Source organism: Capnocytophaga sputigena, from assembly GCF_002302495.1.
Taxonomy (GTDB): domain Bacteria; phylum Bacteroidota; class Bacteroidia; order Flavobacteriales; family Flavobacteriaceae; genus Capnocytophaga; species Capnocytophaga sputigena.
The window spans coordinates 2,388,576-2,413,964 of sequence record NZ_CP022379.1 but is presented as its reverse complement, the minus strand read 5'-3'; the positions used below and the strand labels follow the sequence as shown (position 1 = coordinate 2,413,964).

The window sequence follows — 25,389 nt, the reverse complement described above, 5'->3', positions numbered from 1 at the left end:
TGACGAATTACGAATGAGTAGATATATTACTTTTTTTCTGTTATTAGTTTTTTCTGTGGTTTGGGGGCAGGATGTGGAAACAACGCTTACTGAAAAAGTAAAACTCCTTGACAAAAGTTATACTACTAAAGAATTACAGACTTTAGCTAAAGATTTTGAAACTCTTGCTACCTCAGCGGCTTCGCATTGGATCGTGAATTATTATGCGGCTTATGTGAACATACGCCTCGCTGATATGTCGCAGGGAGATATGATTGATAGTTATTGCAATCAGGCGGAGAAATATTTGAAGATAGCTGAAAAACAACCTGATGCCGATGTATCGGAAATCAATGCTTTATACGCCTATCTAAACAGTGCTAAAGTGAAAGTAAACCCGATGTTTCGCGGGTCTAAATACGGAAAAATATGTAAGGCATACATTGAAAAAGCTATCAAGGCAAATACCGAAAACCCACGTCCTTATGTGATTCGTGCCATCGGAATTTACTATAAACCTAAAATATTAGGTGGTGGCAAGGAAAAAGCAGCACCTATAGTTAAAATAGCCTTAGAAAAATTTAACCATTTCACTCCTAAAACACCTAATCACCCACATTGGGGGAAAGGAATGATACAATCAATTAACAATTGACAATTAACAATTAACAGATGCATAAAGCTGGATTTGTAAATATTATAGGGAACCCTAATGTAGGGAAATCTACCCTTATGAACGCCTTTGTAGGCGAAAAACTTTCTATTATCACCTCTAAAGCACAAACTACACGACACCGCATTTTTGGTATCGTAAGTGGTGATGATTTTCAGGTGGTTTTTTCGGACACTCCTGGGATTATCAAACCTTCATACGCCTTACAAGCCTCGATGATGGACTTTGTGAAAAGTGCTTTTGAAGATGCTGATATTCTTATCTATATGGTAGAAATAGGGGAAAAAGAACTGAAAGATGAAGTTTTTTTTAATCGCATCAATAAACTGGAAGTACCAGTGTTGTTGCTCATCAACAAAGTGGATACTTCCGACCAAAATATCTTAGAGGAACAAGTAGCCTACTGGAAAGAAAAAGTGCCTCGTGCCGAGATTTTTCCTATTTCGGCTTTACGCAACTTCCAAACTGAAGTAGTGTTCAACCGCATTATAGAACTTTTGCCCGAGTCGCCTGCTTTCTTCCCTAAAGACCAACTCACCGATAAACCAGAGCGCTTTTTCGTGAATGAGATTATACGCGAGAAAATACTATTGCACTACAAGAAGGAAATCCCCTATTCGGTAGAAGTAGAGACCGAAAGTTTTGCCGATAGTGAGACGATTATTCACATTCGCTCGGTAATAATGGTAGAGCGTGAAAGCCAAAAGGGCATCATCATAGGGCATAAAGGGGAAGCCTTAAAACGAGTAGGCGTAGAAGCTCGCACTGATTTAGAGAAGTTTTTTGGCAAACAAATACACTTAGAACTTTTTGTAAAAGTAAATAAAGACTGGCGTAGCAATGCGCGACAATTGAGGCGTTTTGGCTACGATACTAATTGATTTGTCGATTTGCCGATTTGTTAATCTGTCGATTATGTTATGATAAAAAAGATATTAAAAATACTTGTAATCATCTTTTTGCCCTTTTGCATACAAATATTTGCATCGGGGCGCAACAAGATGCGTGTAGTGAAAGAGGTGGTGGTAGACCATCAGGATGAGAATATGTACGTTACCGATGAGGCTATACGCCGCACTATCTTCAAAGATCCTCAAGCACAACACCCTATGGGACTTCTTAGGCTAAATGAAATTGAAAAGCTCTTAGACAACAATGTGATGATTGAGAAATCGGAAGTGTTTTGCACTATTGATGGCACTCTAAATGCTAAAATTAAACAGCGAGAACCTATCGCTCGTGTGTACGACGGAGCGGGAGTGTACTATATGGATACCCAAGGAAAGAAGATGCCACTCTCAAGTTCTTACTCGGCGCGAGTGCCTGTACTTAGAGGTAATACCGAGCAGTATTGGCAAGCCTCCTACGCACTGATGCAGTTTATACAAAACGACCAATGGATGGCTGAGAATATCACTGAAGTATTGGTAAAACCTAATGGCGAATACGAATTTTTGATGCGTGTGCCTACTTTTAAAGTTGTTTTTGGCAAGTTTGAAGACGAAGCGCTTAAGAAAGCTAATCTCAAAGCCTTCTATAAACAGTTAGAAAAAACTAACAAACTGAACGAATACAGCGTCGTAAATCTAAAATATATGAACCAAGTGGTGTGTAGACGATAAACAAATGACGAATGACGAGTGACGAATGACGAATGACGAATAAAAAAACAGAGGTTACTAATGAGTAGCCTCTGTTTTTTTATCTCTTATTTCTTACCTCTTATCTATTAGAAAGGTACCATTTTACGGTTTTTTGGATACCTTCTTCAAACTGCAAGGAAGGTTCCCAACCGAGTTCATTTTTCAATTTAGTAGCATCAATAGCGTAACGGAGGTCGTGACCAGCACGGTCGGTTACGAAAGTGATGAGTTTTTCGGAAGTACCTTCGGGGCGACCTAATTGCTTATCTACTTCTTTGATGATTACCTTCACCAAATCGATATTACGCCATTCGTTAAAGCCTCCAATATTGTAGGTATCACCATCTTTTCCTTGGTGGAAAATGGTATCGATAGCGCGAGCGTGATCTTCCACAAAAAGCCAATCGCGGATATTCTCACCTTTGCCATAGATTGGTAGTGGTTTATTATCCACAATATTGTAGATGCACACTGGTATCAATTTTTCAGGGTATTGGTGAGAACCATAGTTGTTAGAGCAGTTTGAAATCACTACAGGCAATTTGTAAGTGTTGTGATAAGCTCTCACAAAATGGTCGGATGAGGCTTTAGAAGCCGAATAAGGTGATTGAGGGTCGTAAGGAGTTTGCTCTGTAAAGAGGGTATTATCCATTTCTAAAGCTCCATATACCTCATCGGTAGAAACGTGATAAAAGCGTTTGCCCTGCATATTATCTTTCCACGCTTCACGAGCTGCTTGCAAGAGGCTCAAAGTACCCATCACGTTCGTTTTCGCGAAGATAAAAGGGTCTTCAATACTTCTATCCACGTGACTTTCGGCAGCGAGGTGAATGATTCCATCGATGTGATGTTCAGCGATGAGGGCTTTCATACGCTCGTAGTCGCAAATATCCGCTTGTATAAAGGTGTAGTTAGGGGCATTGGCTACATCGGCAACGTTTTCTAAGTTACCAGCGTAAGTAAGTTTGTCTAAGTTAAAAATGTGATAGTTAGGGTATTTGTTTACAAATAGCCTTACGACGTGAGAGCCTATAAAACCAGCTCCTCCTGTGATTAAGATGTTTCTTTTCATTTGTTTGTCATTTCAAAAACTAATTCACCGCCTTTTAGAAGGTCTTGGTGAGAAATATGCCATTGAGAGTATTCCTTGCCGTTGAGTTTTACAGATTGGATATATTTATTGTCCTTAGAGACATTTTTAGCAATGATTGTAAACGTTTTTCCGTTAGGCAAGTGTATGGTTACTTTATCAAATAGTGGACGACCAAATTGATACTCGGTAGAAGCTGGGTTCATAGGGTATAAGCCCATAGCACTCCAAATGTACCAAGCCGACATCTGTCCGCAATCCTCATTGCCACTAAGTCCGTTAGGGGTAGTGTTGTACTGAGTTTGCAAGATGCGATCTACCCAATATTGGGTTTTCTTAGGTTGTCCTGCTACGTTGAACATATAGGCAATATGGTGGCTAGGCTCATTGCCGTGCGCGTATTGCCCTATGAGTCCTGAAATATCAGGAGAGGTGTTATCACCAGTGATTTCAGAACTTTCGGTAAAGAGTTTTTCTAAGTGTGTTACAAAAGGTTCATTGCCTCCAAATAGGTTGATAAGTCCTTGTACGTTGTGAGGCACAAACCAGCTGTGTTGCCAAGCATTACCTTCGGTATAGTCGGTGTTTTCGCGGTGGTCGGAGCGTTTAGGGTCAAAAGGTGTGCGCCATTTACCATCAGTGCTTTTACCACGCATAAAGCCCGTTTCTTTATCAAATAAGTGAGCATAGGCTTCTGAGCGTTTGGTAAAGAAGTCGGCATCTTCAGTTTTACCTAAGGCTTTAGCCATTTGCGCTACACACCAGTCGTCGTAAGCGTATTCAAGGGTAATAGTAACCGATTCGTCTACCCCTGCGTTATAAGGTATGTAACCATATTTTTTGTACGCTTTGAGTCCGCGATCATCTTGCATCATTGTAGTTTTCATTGCCTCGTAAGCCTTTTCAGCATCAAAACCACGTACTCCTTTAAGGTAGGCTTCGGCAATCACCGCAACAGAGTGATAGCCCGTCATTGTATTGGTTTCATTGCCATAAAGTGTCCAAACGGGTAACACTTTGTGCACTTGGTAGTAAGCTAACATTGAGTTGATGATATCTGCAGTTACTTTGGGTTGCAAAAGGGTAAGCAATGGGTGCTCGGCACGGAAAGTATCCCAAAGCGATAAGGTAGAATAAGCTGTGCCTTCGGTTTTTACAATCTCGTCGTTTTGCAATCTAAACCATCCATTCTTGTCAGAAAAAGTTACAGGCGCTACTTGCGCGTGATAGAGAGCAGTGTAGAAAATGGTTTTGAGAGAATCAACAGGAGTTTCTACTACTATACTGCTGAGATTCTTCTCCCATTGTCGCTGAGCTTCTTCTTTCACTTTATTAAAATTAAGTGGATGCGATTCATCAGCTATTTGTTGAAAATGGCGACTTTCAGAAGTCATTTCTATTCTTGTCCTAAACAACTCTACACCTTCATACTTAAAGCTTCCTATTGCTTTATCTGCAAAATCAGCAAATTGTCGTGTTTTAGGATCATCTGTATCTACCATTTTTTCAAACCCTAAATTTTCTAAAGCATTATCTTCACTTACTGATGAAAGTGCTACTTTCACTTCAAGAGTTTTATTCTTATTATTAAAAAAGAACTGACCTGAAGGAATTTGTCTCATTTCATCTAACAAGTGAGGGTTTATCTCTAAACGCACTGGTCTGTATTTTTCATTTTCTTGTAATTCTTTTTCTAATTCATCTTCAAATTCCTTTACTCTATCTACTTTTTTTAATTTTTTAGGGTCTTTGGTCGTAATTACCTTATTGAGATTTGCTTTTTTAATAGGTTTAGAAAACTGAATAGCAAAGTATACTTTTTGATTAGGTGCCCAGCCTTCACTATAGCGATAGCCAGTGATCAAATCTTCCGCTTCCTGTTGTATATAGGTTACTGTAGGGCTATCCCAGTTGATAGCAAATCCCAAGTTCAGTAGTACTGATTGTTCTGCTCCTTTTTCAAAAGTATAACGATGTACAGCATAACGTTGTGCCGCTGTGAGTTCTACATTCACTTTGGGATCTTCTAAATACACTTGGTAATAGCCAGGTTCTGCTTTTTCGTTCTTATGGCTGTACTTTGATTTATAAGGCACCATATCGCGAAACTCTTTGGCATTCACGGGATATTGCTCTTTGCGACCGTATTTGAGTACGCTGAGGTCATACTCTTTAGTAGTAGGCATTAGCAAAATGTCGTTTAGGTCGCCTATACCCGTACCACTGAGGCTCAAATGTCCAAAACCAACCATAAGGCTATCGGAATGGTGATAACCAGAACACCAATCCCAGTGACTAAGACCATTCACGGGGCTGACTTGTATCATACCGAAAGGCGTAGTTGCCCCAGGATAAGTATGTCCGTGTCCGCCGGTGCCAATAAATGGGTCTACATAGCTAATCAACGGTTTTTGAGGGGGTTGCACTTCTTTCTGCAAGGGATTTTGGGGATTGTTGCAGGCAGCAAGCACTAAGGATGCCACTGCTAAAAGGGTGATATGTTTTAACTTCATTGTAATAATAATTAATTTAATTGGGGCAAAGATAATAAATAATTACGAATGACGAGTTACGAATGACGATTTTTTGCGGTATTCGCATTTAAAAATCTACCCTCTTTTTGCTATATCGAACTGAGGTTAAATGCTAAAGTTTTATAACTTACATAGGTGAGGTAGCAGCTTTTTTCATCTCTAATATTTCCCTTACTATATCCGCACTAAAAAATAAGAAAAACATACTTATCAAAAAGAATAGAATAGTAAGTATTATAGAAGCTGTATTACTACCAAAAAACTTAGGTTTCTCTTTTTTTACTATTTTTATTCCTTTACCACTTCTATTATATTTCAAGTAAAACAAAGTCATCACAATTATTATTATGATTACTTTTTGAATTGTACTTAAATAACAATTAAAAAAATATGCTAATGGTATATCAATCAGTCCATTGATTATTAAAGAGAAAATAAAACCTAATGCCCAAACAGTGTTTGAATGTGGATAATCATCAGGCATAACCTTTGCATAAAAAAGATAAATATAATAATAAAGCACGTCGATCATTTGCCGTAATTTTCATAAAAATAATTCCAAAAATATTCATTGGATTCAGAAGGTTTTCCATAGTACCATCTTATAATGTTTAACATAACGGCGTTTTTGTTTTTTAAGGTCTGTATTGCCGTAGTACATCGCGGCTCTGCTCTCAAAAGCATCATATTCAAAGCTAATGCGTTCTTTGTCTTTTACATATATCTGAGCAGGGGCTTTAAATAGCAGGGAAAGGGTATTTTTCTAAATGGGTATCGCCTACTTCGTTGGTGATAGGTTACAAAATCATCTCATTAAAAAAAAGATGTTGTTTAATAGTTTCATCTTTTACATCAAGTACAAGAATAAAATAAGCATTATCCTTTTTATATTCTAAAATGTATTTAATAGCTCTTTTAGCACTTCTCAAAGCATAATCAGCATCAGACTCATTTTTTTTTCTTTCGCAACTCCAATTGTCATAATTATGTTCAAAATAGCCTTTATTATTAACATTGACTACATCTCCTCCTAAAATAGCAATTCTACTCTTTAGACACTCTTCTAAAATCTCTAAGGCATCATTCTTTGAAAAAGATTTTTGTATTGTTCCATATACAGGAGCTCCTTTTTTTAGTAGTGCTATTAATTTATCTGTTAAATTCATAAGAAAACTATTGTTATCACATTACCTAACTTTTACGAATATTTTACAGCTATAAAACAATCTCTGAATAAGGTAATTTTAAAATCTTTTTACTTTGTTTGTTAATTTCAATTTGTCTTAGAAAAGTATCCCTATTATCTATCACTTCTTGCAAAGAGACTAACCAACTATTTATAGAACCATTAGATTCTTCAAAAGATTTATTATCCCATTTTACATTATAAATATCTCTAAATACTTGTTGAGCTCTTTCTTTATTCAGATACAAGGCTATCTTCATTTTAATTTCTTGATATTTTGCATAACTGAAAGAGTTAGTAGCTCCTCCATTAAAAGGGGCTTTTCTAATATAACTTTCTAAAAGAACATTTATTTTATCAATTTGTATGTCTACTTCTAAAGAAATTGGAAGTTGTTTATCAATACAACTTACCACTTCTTTAAAATACTCATTGTGTTTTAAATAAGGTATATCACACTGAAACCCTTTCTTATTATAAAACTCTTGTAATAATATTTCTTCAGAGAGGTTTGTGCCTAAATCTTTATCAAACAGAGTATAGATAACAAAATGAGGTCTATATTGTTCCATAAAAGGAACCTTTATCAATTCTATACCAACAATAAGAGTCCCTAAAACTTTAAAAAATTTATTTTGAGTATAGCTCCCTAACTGGGGGAAAGCACTTTGCCATTCTTTGTTAATTTCTTGCTTGAGTTCTCTGTCTATTTTCATACTACTATGGTTTGATTTTAAAAACTTTATAACCTTTATAATTTCTTTGATACTTTTGAAATTGTCCTTTTCAAGGTAAACGTACGAATTTTTAAACTAGAACTTTTATTATAATCTTATCTTACCAAGATAAATACAAAGGAGGATATCCTTTTAAAGTAGCTTTAAAATTTAAAGAAAAAGAATTAATTTCAATGTATCTAATCGTTTTAACACATTCTCTTTTCTGATTGAAAAAACTAATCTTAATATAATATTTACCGTATTTTTTTATTCTAATAAAAGATGTAAAAAGAATTTTTACAAATTCTTTAAAGTATTTTTCTTCTTTTGGAGAGGAAAGTGATAAATCTAATATTTCTTTTGCTTCATCAATATCTATTTGTACTCCAAAGGAATTTAATATTATTGAAAAGAAAATGTTATTAGGTTTATTATAATGTAACTTTAAATAATTTTCACAGCTTATAGCGTCTGTTACAAAATATTCATTCTTCAAAATTGAAGGTAAGTTCAGAGAATAGAGCACTTCGTCTATTATCTTTATTTGATTTACAATTTCTCTTGAATATCTCATTTCTTTAAATTAAATTCAAGATTATATAAAGAACCTAACTCTCCTAAAATAGGATATATTCCGTCCTCTTTGTGAAAAATAGAATGGAATGAAGGGAAGTAATATTCAATCTTCCCTAATATATTATTGTAAAAATCGTCTTTAATAAGTTGAAAGTGCATTTTAAAAACTCAACATTTCGTGTATAATTCTATCAAGATCCTTTCTGTGTTTATCATTATCTTTGTTGTAGCCTGTATTCAATTCTTTTGTTAAAATACATTCCAAGTAAAGTGCTAATTCTCTCTTGTTGTTTAATCTTTTTACTATAGAGGGAATATACTTTTGATATTCATCTTGTGCCAAATCCTCTCCTACATCAAGAGGATCCCAGTTTGATAAAATATCATTTATGTACTCAAAAATATTTTTCATAAATATTTTAATTTGAATTATGACAACCTTCTAGTATTCTCTCTACATTGCTATTATCAGACAAATCCCAATACCACCATTTATTTATGTTATTCATTTCTTCTTTAAATCTTCTAATATAAGCTATTTTAAATATACCCATAAATAATATAAAAATTTTCCCCATTTCATTTTCAGGAAGATTAATCACTCTTTCTAAATTATAAGAACTTATTCCTTTTTTTAATAATACACAAGGTGTGTAACCACTTTTTAGCTTTTCTTTCTTAATAGCTAAATCTACATCTTCTTCTTTAGGTTTTGATTGAATAATTAAAAAGCTCATTTCTTGTAAAAAACTTCTTTTTTGACACAATGAATAAGCTTCAAATTTTTCTTGCAAAACAGTCAAAGGTATTAATCCTTGTCCGTATTTATTAATTAATATTTCTATTTCAAATTTCATCGTGGATATATTGTTATATAAGGTTTATTAGTATCAATCTTCATTTGGTTCATAAATTTCTAAGTTATAAGCAATTTCTGTTAAGAGATCAATAATAGCCTCATTACAGATTGTTTCATTCCAAGCTATATCTTAAAAAGTTTTTACTGCTTCTATTCTTTCTCACTCTTCAGTTATTAGAGCCTTTTTTAGCAAGTTTATTAATCGACATTCTTCCACTATTTTGTGTTTGAAGTTGTCATTATAACCTAAATTTACTAACAAAGTGTCTATATTTTTTATTGCTTCATCTAACATTCTATCCATTTTTTCTCCATCATAGTAAATAGAAGTATCTATACTCCAATTCCCATTAGAAGGCTCATAAAATTCTAAGTCATAAGCAATATCCGTTAGTAAATCATTTATTTTCTCATCTGTGATAGCTTCATCTTCCCAGACTTCTTTTAGAAAAAAATTGATATTATCAAATCGTTCTTGCCCTTCTGTTTTAAAAGCTTTTTCTAATATGTTTCTTAATTGATATATCTTTTCCATTACTTTGATTATTTGTTTATAGGAATCATCCTATCTTTTATAAGAGATAGAACTATAATCATAATATGTTTCATCTTTTTATATTATTTTTTGATGCAAAAAGTTATTACCTAATGCGTTCTAAATATTCTGTTGGACTTTCGTTGTAAAAATCTTTAAAGCATTTGGCAAAATAGGATGGTGAGGAGAAGCCTACTTCATAAGCAACTTCCGAGATGCTCTTGGCTTTGCTGTTGAGCAACTGCTTGGCGTATTTTACTCGTATGGTGCGAATGAGTTCGTTAGGTGAATAGTCGGTGAGGGATTTGATTTTGCGGTATAGGTTAGAACGCGACAAGCCTAAGGCATCGGCAATTTCGTCGATATTCAGTTCGGGGTTGGCGATAGAGTTTTCAACATATTGGGTGAAATCGGTGATAAATTGTTGTTCTACCTTGCCTAAAGTCTCTTGTTTGGTTTCGTTTAGGAGGAAATTACTAAAGCTCTCGCGTATCTTCTTGCGGTTCTCGATAAGTTTGCGTACCCTTGTTTTCAGCAGTTTTACGTTGAAAGGCTTGGAGATATAGGCATCAGCACCGCTCTCGAAGCCTACTTGTTTCTGTTCGTCTAAAGCATAGGCGGTGAGCAAAATCACAGGAATATGATTGGTAGCTACGTTGGTTTTCAGTAACTGACACAAATCAAAACCATCGGTTTTAGGCATCATCACATCGCTAATAACTACATCGGGGAGGTGTTTTTTAGCGACTTCAAAGCCTTCTTCACCATTTTCGGCTTCTATAAGATTGTAGCTATCACTGAGGATATAGCGAATAAACTGGCGCATATCCTCGTTGTCTTCCACAATCAGTACGGTAGGTTTTTCAGGAGCTGAGGGTGAAGCTGTTGGCAACTTGAGTTTTTCGTCAGATGCTGGCAATGAAGGCAATAAATCGAGGTGGGTTTCGATGTAATTGCTATCGTATACTGTTTTTGCCGATATTTGTTCTTGGGTGAAAGGCAGGCGAATGAGGAAAGTTGTCCCCTCGCCCTCTGTACTCTCCACGCTGATAGTACCATTGTGTGAGGCTACTAAGGCTTGTACCAACGCCAAGCCAATACCCGAACCTTCGCTATCGGGGTTTATTTTGTAGAAGTGTTCAAACACCTCATTTTGTTTGTCTTTTGGGATATATGAACCGCTGTTGAACACACGTAGAGCTGCATATTCTCCTTGTTTTTCTAAAGATACAGAAATACGTCCTTCTTGAGGTGTGAACTTCAGCGCATTGGAAAGCAGGTTGAAGTAGATTTTCTCTACTTTTTCCTTATCGAAAGGCATTTCAAAAGAAGTATCTTCGGCAAGGAACTGAAAATTGAGTTTCTTTTGCTTGATACGGTCGGTGAAAAAAGAATTGAGTTCGGTGAGGAAGCTCTTCAAATTGCCTTTGGTGAAATACATTTGCATTTTGTTATTCTCATAACTGCGGAACTCAATTACTTCGGAAATGAGATGCAAAAGTCGGTTGCTATTCTTTTTGATGAGGAATAACAAGTCTTGTTCTTCTTTGGGGAGAGAATTGTGCGCTAAGAGTGTTTGCACAGGTCCTAAGATGAGAGACAAGGGAGTTTTAAATTCGTGAGAGATATTGGTAAAGAAAAGCAATTTGGCTTGGGTCGCCTCTTCTAATTGTTTAGAGACGATTTCCAACTGTTCTTTTTGGCGTTTCAGTTCGCTATTAGTCTTACTTTTAGCGCGATAAGCCCTAATAGCCATCAGTAAGAAGACAGTGATAAGCACAATAGCTGTAATAGAAAGGTAGAGCAGCATTCGTTGGTTTGTATGCTGGATAAGGCTCTCACTGAGTTGCTTATTGATATTCTCTATTTTGGCTTGTTTTTCAGCAATTTGTTCGGTTTGCAACTGCAAAATGCGCACATTACTCTTATCTACCACTGTGGTATTGAGGATATTCTCGCGCTGAAAAGGCTGTTTGTGGAGGATTTTCATCGCAAGTTCTATGACTTTTTCACCGCCTGTAGGGTAGATAAACGATGCATCTTGCACGCTATTTTCTATATTTTGTATGCCCACTTGTTGCAAGGCATCTACCCCAATGATAAAAGGAATTTTGCCATTGAACTGCATTGCAGCCTCGTGCGTACCTGCTGCCATTGGGTCGTTCATCGCAAACACAAGGTCGATATGAGGGTGCTCTTGGAAGATTTGTTGCATTTGCGTTTTAGCATCAGCTTGAAGGAAGTTGCCCCAAGTTTCGGCTACTATTTGCACCTCGGGGGCGTTTTTGAGAGCATCGACAAAGCCTTTATGACGATCGGCATCGGAGGTTGAGCCCTTAGTACCACGCACTTCGGCTATATTGCCTTTGCCTTTGAGGACACCTATAGCATAGAGACCTGCTTCTTTGCCTATTTGGTAATTATTAGCTCCTACATAGGCTGTATAACTTTCGGTAGCGATTTTTCTATCGACCAAAATCACGGGAATACCTTGCTGGTAAGCCTTTTCAATAACTGGTGTACAGGCTTCCGACTCGTTAGGTGAAACGACAAGCACATCTACCTTTTGCTCTATGAACCACTCTATATCGGCGATTTGCTTGGGAGTATCGTCTTTCACACTGCGAATGAGCACCTCAGCATCAGCCTGATAAAGGGCTACTTCGCGTTTTAACTCCTCGTTCATCGTTTGTCGCCAAAGGTCTTCACTGCACTGCGACACCCCTATCACATAACGGGGGTTTCGCTCCCTTTGGCAAGCGAGGCAAGCAAAGAGAGCGAAGTATAAAAAAAGTATATGATACCTTCTAAAAGTCATTTTATCTAAACAACTCTAAATGAGCATCGGCAAGGCGAGGCATCGCACCGTGTTGCTGACACACGTAAGCCGATACTTCTACCGCCAATTGATGTGATTGGGCAATACTACGACCATTGAGGTAAGAGGCTACAAAAGCAGCCGTGAACGAGTCGCCTGCACCTACTGTATCGGCGATAGTAACCTTAGGCGTACCTAAGAACGATTTCTCATTAGGCGTGAACACATAACTACCTCTCGTACCTTGTGTTAAGATAAGGAATTTGAGGTTGTATTTCTCCAATAGGTGCTTGCATACTTCTTCATCAGTTCCTTGCAAATTGAACATTTCGGCAATTTTTACTATCTCCTCATCGTTGATTTTCAATGCAGTTGCCTTGTCTAAAGAATCGGCGATTACCTCTTTGCTGAAGTATTTCAAGCGGAGATTGATATCGAATACTTTGAGACTCTCGGCTGGCATCAAATCTAAGAACTTGTGGATAGTGGCACGCGATACTTCACTGCGCTGTGCTAATGACCCAAAGCACACGGTATTAGTGTTCTTTGCTAAGTTCTCAATTCGCGAAGAGAATGGAATATTGTCCCACGCTACATTTTCGCTAATCTCATAGGTAGGCACCCCACGACCGTCTAACTGTACTTTTACGGTACCTGTAGGAAAATCAGTTTTTTCGATGATGTAGTTGAGTTCTTTCTCTTCTAAACTTTTTAGTATTTCCTTACCGAGGAGGTCGCCACCAATGGCACTCACAGCATAGCCGTTGAAGCCGAATTGCGACACGTGGTAAGCGAAATTAGCGGGCGCGCCGCCTAATACTTTTCTTTCAGGGAAGACATCCCAAAGGATTTCTCCCAATCCTACTACTGTATTTTTCATTGTATTATATGTTATCCTCTCCCCTGCCCTCCTCTAAGGGTGTGAGGCGAGAGTGTTGTTGTTAATTCTTTTCTTTTTCAGCGTACAAAGTTATAAATTCTTTTTGAGAATTTCTATTGTTTTCTGAGTTTTCTGAACTATCTGAACTATCTGACGAGGCAGACTTGGCGGACAAGGCAGAGTTTTCCAACTATATTGTTAGGCGTTGGCTTTGAGTCGGGTGCTCATTAGCAACAGATATAATACTCCTATGCTGAGGACAATAAGGGCTCCTATCTGTGAACCGTTCATCGCATCGGAGGCTAAGCCCATTGCAAAAGGGAAGATAGTACCACCAAAGAGTCCCATAATCATTAAGCCTGATACTTCGTTTTTCTTAGTAGGATTCTGCAAGAGGGCTTGCGAGAAGATGATTGAGAATACATTGGAGTTACCGAAACCTACCAAAGCAATAGCAGTGTAAAGCATTGTCTTATCACTGAAAAAGAACAGTATCGCCATTGAGGCTACCATACAAAGCACACTAAGGGTAAAGAAACTCTTAGGAGATACTTTGGTGAGAATATAAGCTCCTGACAGACATCCTATGGTACGGAACAAGAAATACCAGCTGGTGGCAAAAGAGGCTTGGGTAGTGGTAAGCCCTAAACGTTCCATAAAGATAGTGGGCGCTGAGGCATTAACTCCTACGTCTATCCCCACGTGGCACATAATACCAATGAAACACAAGAGTACATAAGGGTTGGCAAGCAGTGCAAAACACTCGGTAAAGGTGGCGTTCTTACTATCGTTTTTTTCTTCTTCAATATGAGTAGCTCCCAGCCACAAGAGAGTTACTACCGAAATAGCTACAAAAAGCAGGAAGAAGAGTCGCCAATCATTAAATTTATCAAAGCAGAAACTCATCAGCAAGGGGGCAGAAAACGAGGCTATTGCCTTGATAAACTGACCAAAAGTGAGTGAACTTGCGAGTTTGTCACCTTTTACGATGACTGACATCAGAGGGTTTAACGATACTTGCATCAGTGTGTTACCAATACCAAGCAAGGAGAAAGCTACCAGCATAGTGGTATAGTTGTAGCTAATAAAGGGCACTACCATCGCTAAGATAGTAATCACTAAGCTGAGGAGTACGGTTTTACGACGACCTATTTTGCTCATCAGTACGCCTGTGGGGACTGAGAAAAGCAGAAACCAAAAGAATACCATTGCAGGGAGCGCTTTGGCGGTGGTTTCGGTCAAGCCAAAATCGTCTTTTACAAAGTTAGAAGCGGCGCCTACAAGGTCTACGAAGCCCATACAGAAGAATGATAGGAGTACAGGCAATAAATATTTTAGATAGTTATTATTTTGTTGCATACTATGAATATATTATTAGTCTCACGCACTCCCCTCTCCTTGTGAGAGGGGCAGAGGGAGAGGATTATTATTTCAATTTATAGACAGTTACATCGTTAAGGGTGAGGGTACCTTTGCTGGTATTGAAGCGGAGAGTATTGTACACTTCGGTAGGAAATACCGCATTGGTTTGTACTACTTCACCATTGTTCACAAAGAGTTCGGTAGAAGATTTGTCTACCAATAAGCGTACGGTATAGCTTTTCTTAGCTACCATTGGTGCTTTGATAAGCGTTTCGGCGAAGTTGGCATTGAAAGCTACACTGCTCTTACTGCGGTCTACCGATAGAGTTTTATTAGCGCCGTCGAATAGGTATTTAATAGTTTCACCTTTGGCGTTCTCAAGGGCAAAGCTAAAGCTATCGGTTTCGTTAGGGGTTACCGTGAAAGTGAGTTCATAAGCTCCTTGATTATTGGGCAAGAAGTTTTCGAACGTTATAGCATCGGAGGTGTTGGTACGTGTTTTATCACCTAAAAGCACTGCTTCACGACGCAAGCTCTCCAACTCTTTTACGGGCTCACTGGCTACTACCAAGTGCTCGCCATTATGCACCAAACGCAAAACGCGGGCAACGGTCATCGCGCTACGGAAGTTTTCAGTAGGGGTTTCATTGGCGTAATCCCAGTTGCTCATCCAGCCTATGAACAAACGGCGACCATCGGTGGCGGGAACATTACTCCACGTTACGCCTGCATAATTATCGCGTCCGTAGTCTAACCAAAGTGGATAGTTCATAGTATCGGGGGTGAAGGTTTTGCCATCGAAATTACCGATAAAGTACTGAGTAGCACTTCCGCCGTTAGGTCCGCCTGGGTTGATACTCACGAAGAGCACCCATTTGGTTTTTCCTTCATAAGTAAGGGGGAAGAGATCGGGGCATTCCCACACGCCACCGTGTCCGCCTAAGCCTTCTCCAAACTCACTGAGGCGTGTCCATTCTTTGAGGTTCTTAGAGCCATAGAAGGTAATCGTTTGGGTAGTAGCAAGGCTCATCACCCATTGTTTAGAAGGTGCGTGCCAGAATACTTTCGGGTCACGAAAGTCAATGATATTAGCATCGGTGAGGACGGGGTTACCTTCGTATTTGGTGAAGGTTTTTCCGCCATCGAGGCTGTAGGCAATAGACTGTGTTTGGCGTTCGCCTGCTGAGGTGAAAATAGCTACCATAGCACCTTTGCCAAAGCCAGCTGTGTTATCGTGGTCGATGACTGCGCTGCCTGAGAAAATCGCTCCTAACTTATCGGGGGCTAATACTAAAGGTTTGTATTCCCAATTCACCAAGTCTTTGGAAACAGTATGACCCCAGTGCATATTGCCCCAGCGCGCTCCGTAAGGGTTGTATTGATAGAAGAGGTGGAACACTCCGTCGAGGTATACCATTCCGTTAGGGTCATTCATCCAGCCGTATTGGGGGGTGAAGTGGTATAGCGGACGGTATTTTTCGTTGTAGTTGAAGTTATATTCAGCCGACTGTTTGATTTCGGCTAAGCCCATATCGGTAGTTTTGGCTACTGCGAAAGTAAGGGTTACTTTCTTGCCTTTGTACGCCTCGATAGCGATAGGCACCCAGTAGTCGATTTTGTTTTGGGCGATACGGATGGTCATTGGCTCGCCTACGGGGTCACCTTCTACCGAGAGTTGAACTTTGTTTTCAACTGCTTGGTCTTCGATAGGGATGAGCAGGTACTTGTCTTTGGCTTCAAAGGTACGGGTGTAATCAGTCATAAAAACGCTTTTTTGTTTGTTGCCTTGTTCGATTTGGTCTATAAGGATGTGCCCCCAACCGCCGCGTTGGTTATCGACAATGCGGATAGTAGCTTTCTTGTTTTTATAGGCTTTGACATCCCAAGTGAGCCATTGTAGGGTTTCGGTTTCGTAGAGGGAACGCGTTTGTAGCACGCTTTTTCCGTCGACTAATAGCTCGATATAGGTATCGGGGTGTGTGCCTCCTCCTATGAGGAAGTTGATGTAATCGCGCTCGATGGTGAACTCTTTGGAGGTTAGTGCTCCACGAGAGTCGTCGCCATTGTTGAAGCTATTGGCAAGGTGCTTGCCTTCAAAGCCTGTTACGGGCTGCTGACCGGTATAGCTACCGGTGGCGGGAGTCGCGCCAAAGGCGTCGCCTTCTACCGCCCAATTGGCATAAGTGCCTGATTCGAAGTCCTCGATAATGAGGTCATCGGTGTTTTGCTGGCAGGCAGTGAGCGTTAAGACTCCTAATCCTGCTATTAGTTTGTTATTCATATACTTTTATTTAAATCCTCACCCCGTTCATCACATACTCTCTTGCAAGTATTCAGAGACTACTCCCAAGGAGAGGGGCAAGCTGCAAAGGTGATGGGGGTTTGTTTATTCTATTTTTTTGGTGTGGCAAATGTAGTTATTTTATTTGGTTTTTACAAATTTATGGGGTATAGACTTTGTCAAAGTCTATGGACTTTGACAAAGTTTATGTATACCACAATTTATAAAGTAATGAAAGAATAATTCTTTTTGCGTTTTTCGCAATGTTTTAGATAAAATATTGCGTTTTTTTCAATGGGTTTTCTATTGCTTAGCACCACTTAATAACCACATAGTGTCCACTTAATCAATACTTAAGAAATTAATAACGAATTTTAGAAAACGTTGCGAATTCTTCAATTCTTAGAATTGGAAGTTGGCTGTTCCGTTAGCAAAGATTCCCCAAGGGTTTTGGTTCATCTTGTAGCAACGGATAGAAAGGGCTACTACATCGTTCACATAGATTGCTGCTGCTGAGCCTTCTTGCACTATTTTCACAGTGTATTCCTTGTTGGCGTTCGTGGGGAGTTTTATGCTATTGATGGTAGCAGTGCCTCCGTCTCTAATCACGCGGTTGAGTTGCAACTCTCCTTTGTTGAGATTAAGCGTTACGCGGTAGGTTTCATAAAGGTTACCACAAGCACCCAACATCACCCCAAACTCGGTGGCGGTATTGGCTTTTATTTTGGCAACTATCTTGTTAAACCCAGTGCCAAGGCGGTCGAACACACGGTTATTGTTGTCTAAGGCTATATTGCCAAGTGAGGCAGATATGGCTTGCTTGCTATCAAAAGCAGTGGGCATTTTCACGTTAAGGGTTCCATCGGCGTTTTGAGTGAGCTCGTGCACTGCCAATGAACCTCCCCAGTGGTAGGCGGCGTTATCTTCGTAGTTGATACGTGACGGATTCCACCCCCATATATAGCGGTGAGTGCCGTCGGTAGCGGTTTTTCCGGCATAGAACACACGGTCGTCTAAATCTTGTTGTGCAGGGGTAATCCAATCGGTGCTTCCTACGCGACGGTATCTGTATTGCACACGGCGTACGCTTTCTTCGATGTTGGAGAATATCAAATATTGGTAGTTTCCTTGTGTAAACACATCGGGACACTCTACCATAAAGGCAGAAGGGTCAGTATAAAAGAAAGGAGTATTCGGGTCTTTCGTCCAGTTCTTAAGGTCGGTAGAGGTGAATTGTGCTACGACACCTTTCCATACACCTCCTCCTATATCGGCACGGGTGCTAACGAGCATCTTGTAGTTGCTTCCTTCTTTGAAGACAATAGGGTCGCGGAACTCATTGCGGTCATACTTATCAGGGGCACGGAAGGAGTGTTGTGTATCCTTTGTCCACGTTTTCAAGTCGGTAGAGGTAGCCCAATAGATGATTTCTTTGGGGTCTAAATCGCCGTTATGCCCTGTGTAGAAAGCGTAATAGGTATTCCCATCTTTGAATACTGAACCTGTACCGAGGGCATCTTCGTGCGAACCGTCGGCACCACAAGCGATTGCTTCACCATTATCAGTATAATTCACCAAATCAGTAGTGGTTGCACTATACCAAGGGTGGAAGGTTGCAGGTGCTGGACGTTGGTCGTAGAGATAGAAGATATGGAACTTACCGTTGTCATAGAACGGCATAGGGTCTCCCACCCAAGCGTTCTTGGGCTGAAAGAAATGTTTATAAGTACGACCGTAATCTTGTACGGCATAACAAGTAGCGGCATCGGGAGCCGCATTAGGGTCGTTACTACAATATTCTTTTTTTTCACAAGCTATTAGGGCGGTAGCGCAAAGCGCTAATGTAAGTGTTCTTTTCATCATCTTTATTTATTAGTTTGCTAAATATTCTAAAGCGTTGGCAGTAAGCAATTCGATATTGCTTTTGTAGGTATTAGCAGGTGAATTATCTTCGTTATACCAGTCGTAGCCTTCAATACCTATACAAATGGTGCGACCTGCATTGCCACGTTTGATATATTCAAAAATCGCTGCGCGGTTCATAGCATCATTCCAGTGGAAACTTGCTAATAACTTAGCACCACTGGCAGTTTGCCAGCCTGCTACATTATTGGCATAATCACCCCACTCAAAGTTCCATAAGGCATTATGTGCTTTGGCTTTTACCCCTCTAGAGAGTAAGAAGGCGACATCGTTAGAACCTGTTTTCTTAGTCAATCCTTTGAAAAGGGGGTGGCTTTCGTTGCCTTTATAGCAAATACCCCAGTCATCACCAATTGCAAATGGACTGTTGCCTTCTCCCCACATATTGTTTACCACCTTGCCGTCTAAGGCGATACCTAAATCGACTACGTACTGTACAGCCCAAGAAGAGAATAAGAACGAACCTCCAGCAGCATAGAATTGTTTCATCTTGTTCACAACAGCATCTGCTTTGGCTTCAGCAGGCAACTCTTTGTTGTTATCCCAATGCCACCAAATCACTTTATAGTCGGTAAGATTAACTTTACCGTCCTTGATGTCACTAAATGAAATGTATTTGGCGGTATCGTAGTTTTCGGCAAGCCAAGTGTAGGCAGCTTTCTCGTCTTCATTGGCGATAGCAGAAGCACTCTTAGCTGTACCTACAAAGGCAATAGGCGCAAAGTTGGTAGGTATAATCTCTACATTATACGCAAAACTCTCACCACGGTAGTTCATAGTGTAAGTAACGCTTTGAGTAAAGTTTTGGGCAACTCCCGAAGCAGGGCTTACAGTAGCATTAGGGGTAGTGCTAAAAGTAGGAGTTAGCGCAGTTACTGCTTCTCCTTTGGGGTATTTCACACTTATTTTACCCGTACTGTGGTCGATAGTAGCTTTGTATTTTCCGATTACAAAGTTCTCTATCTTAGGGTACTGAGCGGTAACGGTATAATCCCAATAGAGGTTGCCATTAAAGATGCGATACTTGGCACCTTTACTCAAATCTACTCCCGTAGCACCTTTAGGCACTGAGGTAGCTCCCTCGGGCAAGCTGAGGGAGGTTGACATATTGGTAAGCGTAGCCGACCAAGGAGCGTAAACGGTAATGGTTTGTTTCTCCTCGTCGATAATTCCATCGATACCATTGGCTTGGAAGGCATTGATTTTAGCCTCTTTATCGTTGATAAGTTCGCCTTCGTGTTTCTCGTCGCAGCTAAACAAGCCGAGCAAAGCTGCCATCCCGAGGGCGAGTTTGTGTACTGTTGTTTTCATATTAGAATCCTGCATTTTGTTTGTAAATACCTTTTACGTACCCTATTTGGTTTTGTGGAATAGGGATGTACTCATTCTTGTTTTTAGTGAAATAAGCACTGCTAAATATTGCTGGGCGACGTGTTTTCTCTTTAGTAAAATAGTCGTTGAGCACTTGGTCGGCGATACCCCAACGCACAAGGTCGAAGAAGCGACTGCCTTCCATAGCAAACTCTAAACGGCGTTCCCAACGGAGTGCTTTGCGTGCGTTTTCTTGATTCCAAGTGATATTTACGCCATCTTGGTATAAGGCGATATCAGCATTGGTTGCATAAGGAATCATAGAAGTACTTTGTTTGGCACGTTGGCGCACTTGGTTGATAAGTGGCAAGGCTTCGTTGCTACGGTTGAGCTCGATAAGGGCTTCGGCGCGCATTAGGAGTACATCGGCATAACGTATTACGATACGGTTCTTAGAATTACCGCGGAAAGGGTTGATATTGCGGAAGCAAGAGCAAGAAGGGTCTACATTTTCTTTGAGGGAGGCATAGAAGCCGTACACATTGCTATTGCGATTCCAGTCGTTTTTGTAAATCAAATCGGCATTGTACTTATAAGGCAAGCCAGGTAAGGCAACGGTGTGGAACAAACGAGGGTCGGCTTTATCGTTAGCCGCATTGTAATCGTTGTTGTTGAAGTTATCAAAATCGGGCAATCCATTGATTGTTTTGAAGGCGTTGACCAAGTTTTGACTTGGTTTGTGGAAGTCACAACAGCCTAACTTCTGAGGTACAGATAGCACATCACCCCAATTGAGACTTCCGTATTGAGTACCATCGTCTACTGAGTATTGCACCGCAAAGAGCGACTCTTTACCATTTTCATAGCCCCCAGGTAGGAAGTTGAAGGCAAAATCTTCTTCTAAACCGTAAGTAGAGCCTAACACAGCGCTGGTATAGGTGAGCACTTCTTGTAAATCTTGGCTGTTGATACTAGTTACGCTGTTGTTTTCACTTTGGCGATAGGCTTTGTACAAGTAAGTTTTAGCAAGGTAAGCCGCTGCTGCCCCTTTGGTTGCTCTCCCTTTTTGTGCTTGAGTGGCAGGCAATAGGTCGTAAGCTTTCTTAAAATCAGCAGCTATTTTTTGCCATTGCTCATCGTTAGGCAAGGTATTAGGGGTAGTTTCGTAATCGGCATCGGGAGTATTCTCATCTACAAACGGAATGTGACCAAATACGTTTTTAAGAATAAAGTAGAAGTGTCCACGCAAAAAGTACATTTCGCCTATGCGTGATTGGCGATTAGGCACTTCGGCATCCGATGCTTGTTGTAAGGCTTTCAGAGCGGTATTGGTGCGCGAAATTGCTTGGTAACACATAAACCAGAATTTATCGGCTTCGGCATAAGTAGGGTCGATATTTTGGGCAGTTTCATAGAAGTGAAATACCTGAATATCACTCACGTCTTGTCCGCCTTTGTAAGCATCATCAGCACGCACGTTGCCATATATCCAAAGGCTAAAAGGAGAATCGTAGTGGTCGTTACCTAAAGAGGCATAAGCAGCGGTTGCAAGTCCATCAGCTTTAGAGATTGCCTCTTTTTCGCTCATAATCCCTTGTGGATTATCGTCTAAAAAACTGCAGCTTGTTGTAAAAAGCGCTGCACATATCGCGGTGGTATATATTATCTTTTTCATTTGTCTGTTATTTTTAGTGGGCTAAAAACTAGCATTGAGTCCCATCGTAAAGGTGATTGGGATAGGATAGCCGTAGTTAGGATTTTCAGGGTCTTTACCAGTGAACGATTTGCTTTTGAGTGTCCATAGGTTCTGACCGCTTACATACAAGCGCAACTTGCTGAGTTTTATCCTTTCAGATAGTTCTTTAGGCAAGGTATAGCCCAATTGTACGTTGCGAAGTTTGAGGTATGAACCGTTTTCCACATAGTAAGTAGACATACGTCCTTCGTTGTTGTCGTCTACGCTTGATACACTTGGAATATCAGAATCAGGGTTGGTAACGGGGTCGAAAGCATCGAGCAAACGGCGACCTTTGTTACCATACGTATCTTGTACACTCCAGAAATCGGTGTGGCGTTTTACGTTAGAAACCACATCTACGTTCTGTACGCCTTGGAAGAAAGCAGTGAAATCGAAGTTTTTATACTCCAAATTGAGGTTAAGACCATAGATAAAATCGGGTTGTGGATTGCCTATCCAAGTGCGATCGTCTTCATCGATTTTGCCATCGTTGTTCAAATCGCGGTAGCGAATACGACCGATACCTTTACCATTTTGTTGTGGATGTTGGTCTACTTCTTCTTGAGTTTTGAAGATACCATCGGCTACATAGCCATAGAAGTTATTAGAACCTATAGGGCGACCTAAACCATTGTCCCATTTACCATTACCACCATAAGAGTTGATTACTGAAGTAGGGAGCTCTGTAATTTTATTCTTGTTGGTAGCGACATTAGCATTGATATCGTATTTGAGTCCGCCTTTAGTTTCATTGCGATAGCCCACTGATACTTCTAAACCTTTATTCTCAACAGCAGCACCATTTACCCATTGGTAAGCGCCTTCTCCTTTGATACCTGCATAAGGAGGTTCTACCAAGATGTCTTTAGTTTTCTTGATATAGTATTCAGCTGAGCCATACAAGCTATTATCGAAGAAACCGAAATCGATACCAAAGTTAGTTTGGGTAGTGGTTTCCCATTTGAGGTTTTTGTTACCAAGACGTGTACGACGGAATCCTGAAGCCAATTGTCCTGAGCCCTTACCGTCGAGGTCGTAAGAGGTTTTCCAGATACCATTCCATATAAAGTCGCCTGTTACCCCATAGTAAGGGTCGAAGATGTCGTAGATAGCGTAGTTGTTGATATCTTGGTTACCGTTTTGTCCCCAACCAAAACGCAATTTGAGGTCGGAAACAGTATGGTTGATTTTCTCCATAAAGGACTCTTGAGAGATGCGCCATCCTAAGTTGAACGCAGGGAAAGTACCCCAGCGATTATCTTTGGCAAAACGTGAAGAACCATCGTGGCGGAGGGTTACTGAAGCGAGGTATTTATTATCGAAAGCATAGTTGATTTTTCCGAAGAAAGAGAGCAGCTTGTAGCCCGTAGTTGAACCACTACCACTCACACCCCCAGTTGCCAATGAAGGCCACATATATTCAGGTGTTTCTACTGCGAGGTTATTCCCTTTGATAGCGAAATTAAGGTCGTTCTGTGAGTACATCTCCATCCCTGCAAGGGTTTCAAAACGACTCTTGCCGAGTTCAAAGTCGTAGGTAGCAGTATTAGCCCAGTTCCATTTTGTCCAGTGGGCTTGCTCGAGTTGAGAGAAAGTTTTTTCTTTGCCTTCTTCCATAAATCCTGAAACATACGAACGGTTGAGCACACGTTTATAGAAGTTGCCATAGTCTATACCAAAGTTAGAACGCACATTCAATCCTTTGATAGGCTGGATATTCACAAAGGCATTTCCAAACATACGCCAATAGTTGTAGCGATTATCCTTATTATCGGCTACAAGGCGTGCAGGGTTCTGACGGTCGGGCAATCCGTTTACAGGTCCGCCCCAGTGTTTGCCATCGGTAGTGCGTACTGGAATAAAAGGTACCGCTATCATTGCCGATTCGGTGATTTGGTGCGGTTGTTCTACCTCGCTGGTACGGTTTACGGTGAAATTTTCACCTATGGTTACCACATCTCCAAAGAGCTTGTAATCAGTATTGATACGAGCTGAAAGACGAGAGAAGTCAGTATTTTTTACAAGTCCATCGTTGTTGTAATAGCCCAAAGAGAGGAAGTAATTCCCTTTTTCAGTACCATTAGTAACTGAAAGGTTGTACGATTCGGTTACCCCCATACGGGTGATTTCTTTGAACCAATCGGTATTAGAAGGTAACATAGGGCTACCTGTTTTATCAAAATACTCACGGGGGTAGTACAAATTGTTGAGGGTAGCGTGTCCGTTGGCATCGGTAGTGTAATCATAGTGAATGCCTAATGGGTTTTGGTTAGGGTTGTTGCCACGATTCACCGCCGCTTTCCAAAGCACTTGTGCGTACTCGTTAGCATTGAGCATTTTCATACGTGAGTGGAACATCGATACAGTAGTATAATGGTCGAAATCTACTTTTAGCACACCTTTCTTACCTTTTTTAGTGGTAATAACAATCACCCCATTGGCAGCACGCGACCCGTAGATACTAGCAGCCGAAGCATCTCGCAACACTTGTATACTCTCAATATCGTTAGAGTTTAGTTCGTGCATACCGCCTTGGGTAGGTACTCCGTCAATAATATAAAGAGGGTCATTGTTGTTGAGTGTACCGATACCGCGAATGCGAATGGTTGCTTTCCCTGCAGGACCACCATTATCGGTTACTTGCATCCCTGCTACACGACCTTGTAGGGCTTTCATAGGGTTGTTCTCGGAGGTAGACATCATTTCGTTTACCTTTACTACCGATACTGCCCCTGTAAGGTCGGTTTTGCGTTCAGCGCGATACCCTACCGATATGGTAACCCCTTCTAAGGCAGTTACTTCTTCTTCTAGGGTTATACTTATATTCTTGCGTCCTTTCACAGCTACGGTTTGGGTTTTGTAGCCAATGTATGAAAAGACCAAACTATCGGTGGCAGCGACGGGATGAAGGGTATAATTCCCGTCAAAATCAGTAGAAGCGCCTACTGTTTTGTTTTTCACCATCACCGTTACACCCATCATAGGGCTGTTATCAGCTTTTGCTTTTACCACTCCTTTTACCTCTTGGGCGAAAAGAGCACCCGAAAAGTTACAGAGCAAAAGCGATAGTAAAATGCGTTTGTTTATTTTTCTACTCATCATATTGGTATGTTTTTTCGATTAATTTTCGGTGGCAAAGGTAGGGAAAAAGAAAGCAAACCACTATCAAAAAATGGTCAATCACTATCAAATTTGTGGCTATTTTTTGATAGTAAGCAATAGCTGTAATAAACTAAAATATTGTAAATGAATAATTTCATTATTTTTAACAAATAATGAACA

The 25,389-nt window shown here is 40.1% G+C and carries 20 protein-coding genes; 3 read left to right on the top strand and 17 right to left on the bottom strand.

Annotated elements, in window-relative coordinates; all coding sequences use genetic code 11:
• Positions 1-13: 13 nt before the first annotated feature.
• Genes CGC57_RS10870 through CGC57_RS10860 form a run of 3 tightly spaced genes read left to right on the top strand, consistent with a single transcriptional unit; the run spans position 14 to position 2,274 of the window.
• On the top strand, positions 14-634 hold the full coding sequence (locus tag CGC57_RS10870; protein WP_095899140.1) for a hypothetical protein: 621 nt from the start codon (positions 14-16) through the stop codon (positions 632-634).
• 17 nt (positions 635-651) lie between these two features.
• A complete protein-coding gene (gene era / locus CGC57_RS10865) occupies positions 652-1,533 on the top strand; it encodes a GTPase Era (RefSeq protein ID WP_095899139.1) in 882 nt (293 codons plus the stop codon).
• A 39-nt stretch (positions 1,534-1,572) separates the two neighbouring features.
• Positions 1,573-2,274 (top strand): cell division protein FtsQ/DivIB, encoded by a 702-nt coding sequence (locus tag CGC57_RS10860; protein ID WP_002677340.1) that lies wholly within the window; start codon positions 1,573-1,575, stop codon positions 2,272-2,274.
• 100 nt (positions 2,275-2,374) lie between these two features.
• Here CGC57_RS10860 and rfbB read toward each other — a convergent pair whose 3' ends face one another.
• The 17 genes from rfbB to CGC57_RS10775 form a co-directional block, all read right to left on the bottom strand.
• Positions 2,375-3,367 carry a dTDP-glucose 4,6-dehydratase gene (rfbB, locus tag CGC57_RS10855; RefSeq protein WP_002677492.1) on the bottom strand — a complete coding sequence of 331 codons (993 nt, stop codon included), beginning with the start codon at positions 3,365-3,367 and terminating at the stop codon, positions 2,375-2,377.
• The gene (locus tag CGC57_RS10850; protein WP_095899138.1) at positions 3,364-5,898 is read right to left on the bottom strand and encodes a GH92 family glycosyl hydrolase; all 2,535 of its coding nucleotides are present in this window, start codon (positions 5,896-5,898) and stop codon (positions 3,364-3,366) included. Before CGC57_RS10850 ends, rfbB begins: the two co-directional genes overlap by 4 nt.
• Before the next feature lie 148 nt (positions 5,899-6,046).
• Positions 6,047-6,451: a hypothetical protein gene (locus CGC57_RS10845; protein WP_095899137.1), complete on the bottom strand. Its 405-nt coding sequence runs from the start codon at positions 6,449-6,451 to the stop codon at positions 6,047-6,049.
• A 265-nt stretch (positions 6,452-6,716) separates the two neighbouring features.
• The gene (gene imm40 / locus CGC57_RS10840) at positions 6,717-7,085 is read right to left on the bottom strand and encodes an Imm40 family immunity protein (RefSeq protein WP_095899136.1); all 369 of its coding nucleotides are present in this window, start codon (positions 7,083-7,085) and stop codon (positions 6,717-6,719) included.
• A gap of 49 nt (positions 7,086-7,134) precedes the next feature.
• Complete coding sequence (locus CGC57_RS10835) at positions 7,135-7,821, bottom strand: hypothetical protein (RefSeq protein ID WP_095899135.1); 687 nt, start codon at positions 7,819-7,821, stop codon at positions 7,135-7,137.
• Between the two features lie 121 nt (positions 7,822-7,942).
• Entirely contained in the window at positions 7,943-8,398 is a 456-nt protein-coding gene (locus tag CGC57_RS10830; protein ID WP_095899134.1) for a hypothetical protein, read from the bottom strand.
• 162 nt (positions 8,399-8,560) lie between these two features.
• On the bottom strand, positions 8,561-8,812 hold the full coding sequence (locus tag CGC57_RS10825; protein ID WP_095899133.1) for a hypothetical protein: 252 nt from the start codon (positions 8,810-8,812) through the stop codon (positions 8,561-8,563).
• A 7-nt stretch (positions 8,813-8,819) separates the two neighbouring features.
• A complete protein-coding gene (locus CGC57_RS10820) occupies positions 8,820-9,257 on the bottom strand; it encodes a DUF5958 family protein (protein WP_095899132.1) in 438 nt (145 codons plus the stop codon).
• 162 nt (positions 9,258-9,419) lie between these two features.
• A complete protein-coding gene (locus tag CGC57_RS10815) occupies positions 9,420-9,794 on the bottom strand; it encodes a hypothetical protein (protein ID WP_095899131.1) in 375 nt (124 codons plus the stop codon).
• Positions 9,795-9,900: 106 nt separating this feature from the next.
• Complete coding sequence (locus tag CGC57_RS10810; RefSeq protein ID WP_095899130.1) at positions 9,901-12,612, bottom strand: hybrid sensor histidine kinase/response regulator transcription factor; 2,712 nt, start codon at positions 12,610-12,612, stop codon at positions 9,901-9,903.
• A gap of 1 nt (position 12,613) precedes the next feature.
• Entirely contained in the window at positions 12,614-13,492 is an 879-nt protein-coding gene (locus CGC57_RS10805; protein ID WP_095899129.1) for a carbohydrate kinase family protein, read from the bottom strand.
• 198 nt (positions 13,493-13,690) lie between these two features.
• The gene (locus CGC57_RS10800; RefSeq protein WP_198537258.1) at positions 13,691-14,851 is read right to left on the bottom strand and encodes an MFS transporter; all 1,161 of its coding nucleotides are present in this window, start codon (positions 14,849-14,851) and stop codon (positions 13,691-13,693) included.
• A 67-nt stretch (positions 14,852-14,918) separates the two neighbouring features.
• Entirely contained in the window at positions 14,919-17,135 is a 2,217-nt protein-coding gene (locus CGC57_RS10795) for a glycoside hydrolase family 32 protein (RefSeq protein WP_095899127.1), read from the bottom strand.
• Positions 17,136-17,537: 402 nt separating this feature from the next.
• Positions 17,538-18,995 carry a glycoside hydrolase family 32 protein gene (locus CGC57_RS10790; protein WP_198537266.1) on the bottom strand — a complete coding sequence of 486 codons (1,458 nt, stop codon included), beginning with the start codon at positions 18,993-18,995 and terminating at the stop codon, positions 17,538-17,540.
• Between the two features lie 12 nt (positions 18,996-19,007).
• Entirely contained in the window at positions 19,008-20,369 is a 1,362-nt protein-coding gene (locus CGC57_RS10785; RefSeq protein ID WP_502692911.1) for a DUF4960 domain-containing protein, read from the bottom strand.
• A gap of 1 nt (position 20,370) precedes the next feature.
• Positions 20,371-22,044, bottom strand: a complete 1,674-nt coding sequence (locus CGC57_RS10780; protein WP_095899124.1) for a RagB/SusD family nutrient uptake outer membrane protein — start codon at positions 22,042-22,044, stop codon at positions 20,371-20,373.
• A 21-nt stretch (positions 22,045-22,065) separates the two neighbouring features.
• The gene (locus CGC57_RS10775) at positions 22,066-25,209 is read right to left on the bottom strand and encodes a SusC/RagA family TonB-linked outer membrane protein (protein WP_095899123.1); all 3,144 of its coding nucleotides are present in this window, start codon (positions 25,207-25,209) and stop codon (positions 22,066-22,068) included.
• Positions 25,210-25,389: the final 180 nt, after the last annotated feature.

Bases quoted from the DNA above. Each gene is read 5' to 3' on its own strand.
- CGC57_RS10830 (WP_095899134.1), bottom strand. From the start codon at position 8,398: ATGAGATATTCAAGAGAAATTGTAAATCAAATAAAGATAATAGACGAA.
- CGC57_RS10860 (WP_002677340.1), top strand. From the start codon at position 1,573: ATGATAAAAAAGATATTAAAAATACTTGTAATCATCTTTTTGCCCTTT.
- era (WP_095899139.1), top strand. From the start codon at position 652: ATGCATAAAGCTGGATTTGTAAATATTATAGGGAACCCTAATGTAGGG.
- CGC57_RS10820 (WP_095899132.1), bottom strand. From the start codon at position 9,257: ATGAAATTTGAAATAGAAATATTAATTAATAAATACGGACAAGGATTA.
- rfbB (WP_002677492.1), bottom strand. From the start codon at position 3,367: ATGAAAAGAAACATCTTAATCACAGGAGGAGCTGGTTTTATAGGCTCT.
- CGC57_RS10815 (WP_095899131.1), bottom strand. From the start codon at position 9,794: ATGGAAAAGATATATCAATTAAGAAACATATTAGAAAAAGCTTTTAAA.
- CGC57_RS10835 (WP_095899135.1), bottom strand. From the start codon at position 7,821: ATGAAAATAGACAGAGAACTCAAGCAAGAAATTAACAAAGAATGGCAA.
- CGC57_RS10825 (WP_095899133.1), bottom strand. From the start codon at position 8,812: ATGAAAAATATTTTTGAGTACATAAATGATATTTTATCAAACTGGGAT.
- CGC57_RS10810 (WP_095899130.1), bottom strand. From the start codon at position 12,612: ATGACTTTTAGAAGGTATCATATACTTTTTTTATACTTCGCTCTCTTT.
- CGC57_RS10790 (WP_198537266.1), bottom strand. From the start codon at position 18,995: ATGAAAAGAACACTTACATTAGCGCTTTGCGCTACCGCCCTAATAGCT.
- CGC57_RS10780 (WP_095899124.1), bottom strand. From the start codon at position 22,044: ATGAAAAAGATAATATATACCACCGCGATATGTGCAGCGCTTTTTACA.
- CGC57_RS10800 (WP_198537258.1), bottom strand. From the start codon at position 14,851: ATGCAACAAAATAATAACTATCTAAAATATTTATTGCCTGTACTCCTA.
- CGC57_RS10785 (WP_502692911.1), bottom strand. From the start codon at position 20,369: ATGAAAACAACAGTACACAAACTCGCCCTCGGGATGGCAGCTTTGCTC.
- CGC57_RS10870 (WP_095899140.1), top strand. From the start codon at position 14: ATGAGTAGATATATTACTTTTTTTCTGTTATTAGTTTTTTCTGTGGTT.
- CGC57_RS10775 (WP_095899123.1), bottom strand. From the start codon at position 25,209: ATGATGAGTAGAAAAATAAACAAACGCATTTTACTATCGCTTTTGCTC.
- CGC57_RS10795 (WP_095899127.1), bottom strand. From the start codon at position 17,135: ATGAATAACAAACTAATAGCAGGATTAGGAGTCTTAACGCTCACTGCC.
- CGC57_RS10850 (WP_095899138.1), bottom strand. From the start codon at position 5,898: ATGAAGTTAAAACATATCACCCTTTTAGCAGTGGCATCCTTAGTGCTT.
- imm40 (WP_095899136.1), bottom strand. From the start codon at position 7,085: ATGAATTTAACAGATAAATTAATAGCACTACTAAAAAAAGGAGCTCCT.
- CGC57_RS10805 (WP_095899129.1), bottom strand. From the start codon at position 13,492: ATGAAAAATACAGTAGTAGGATTGGGAGAAATCCTTTGGGATGTCTTC.
- CGC57_RS10845 (WP_095899137.1), bottom strand. From the start codon at position 6,451: ATGATCGACGTGCTTTATTATTATATTTATCTTTTTTATGCAAAGGTT.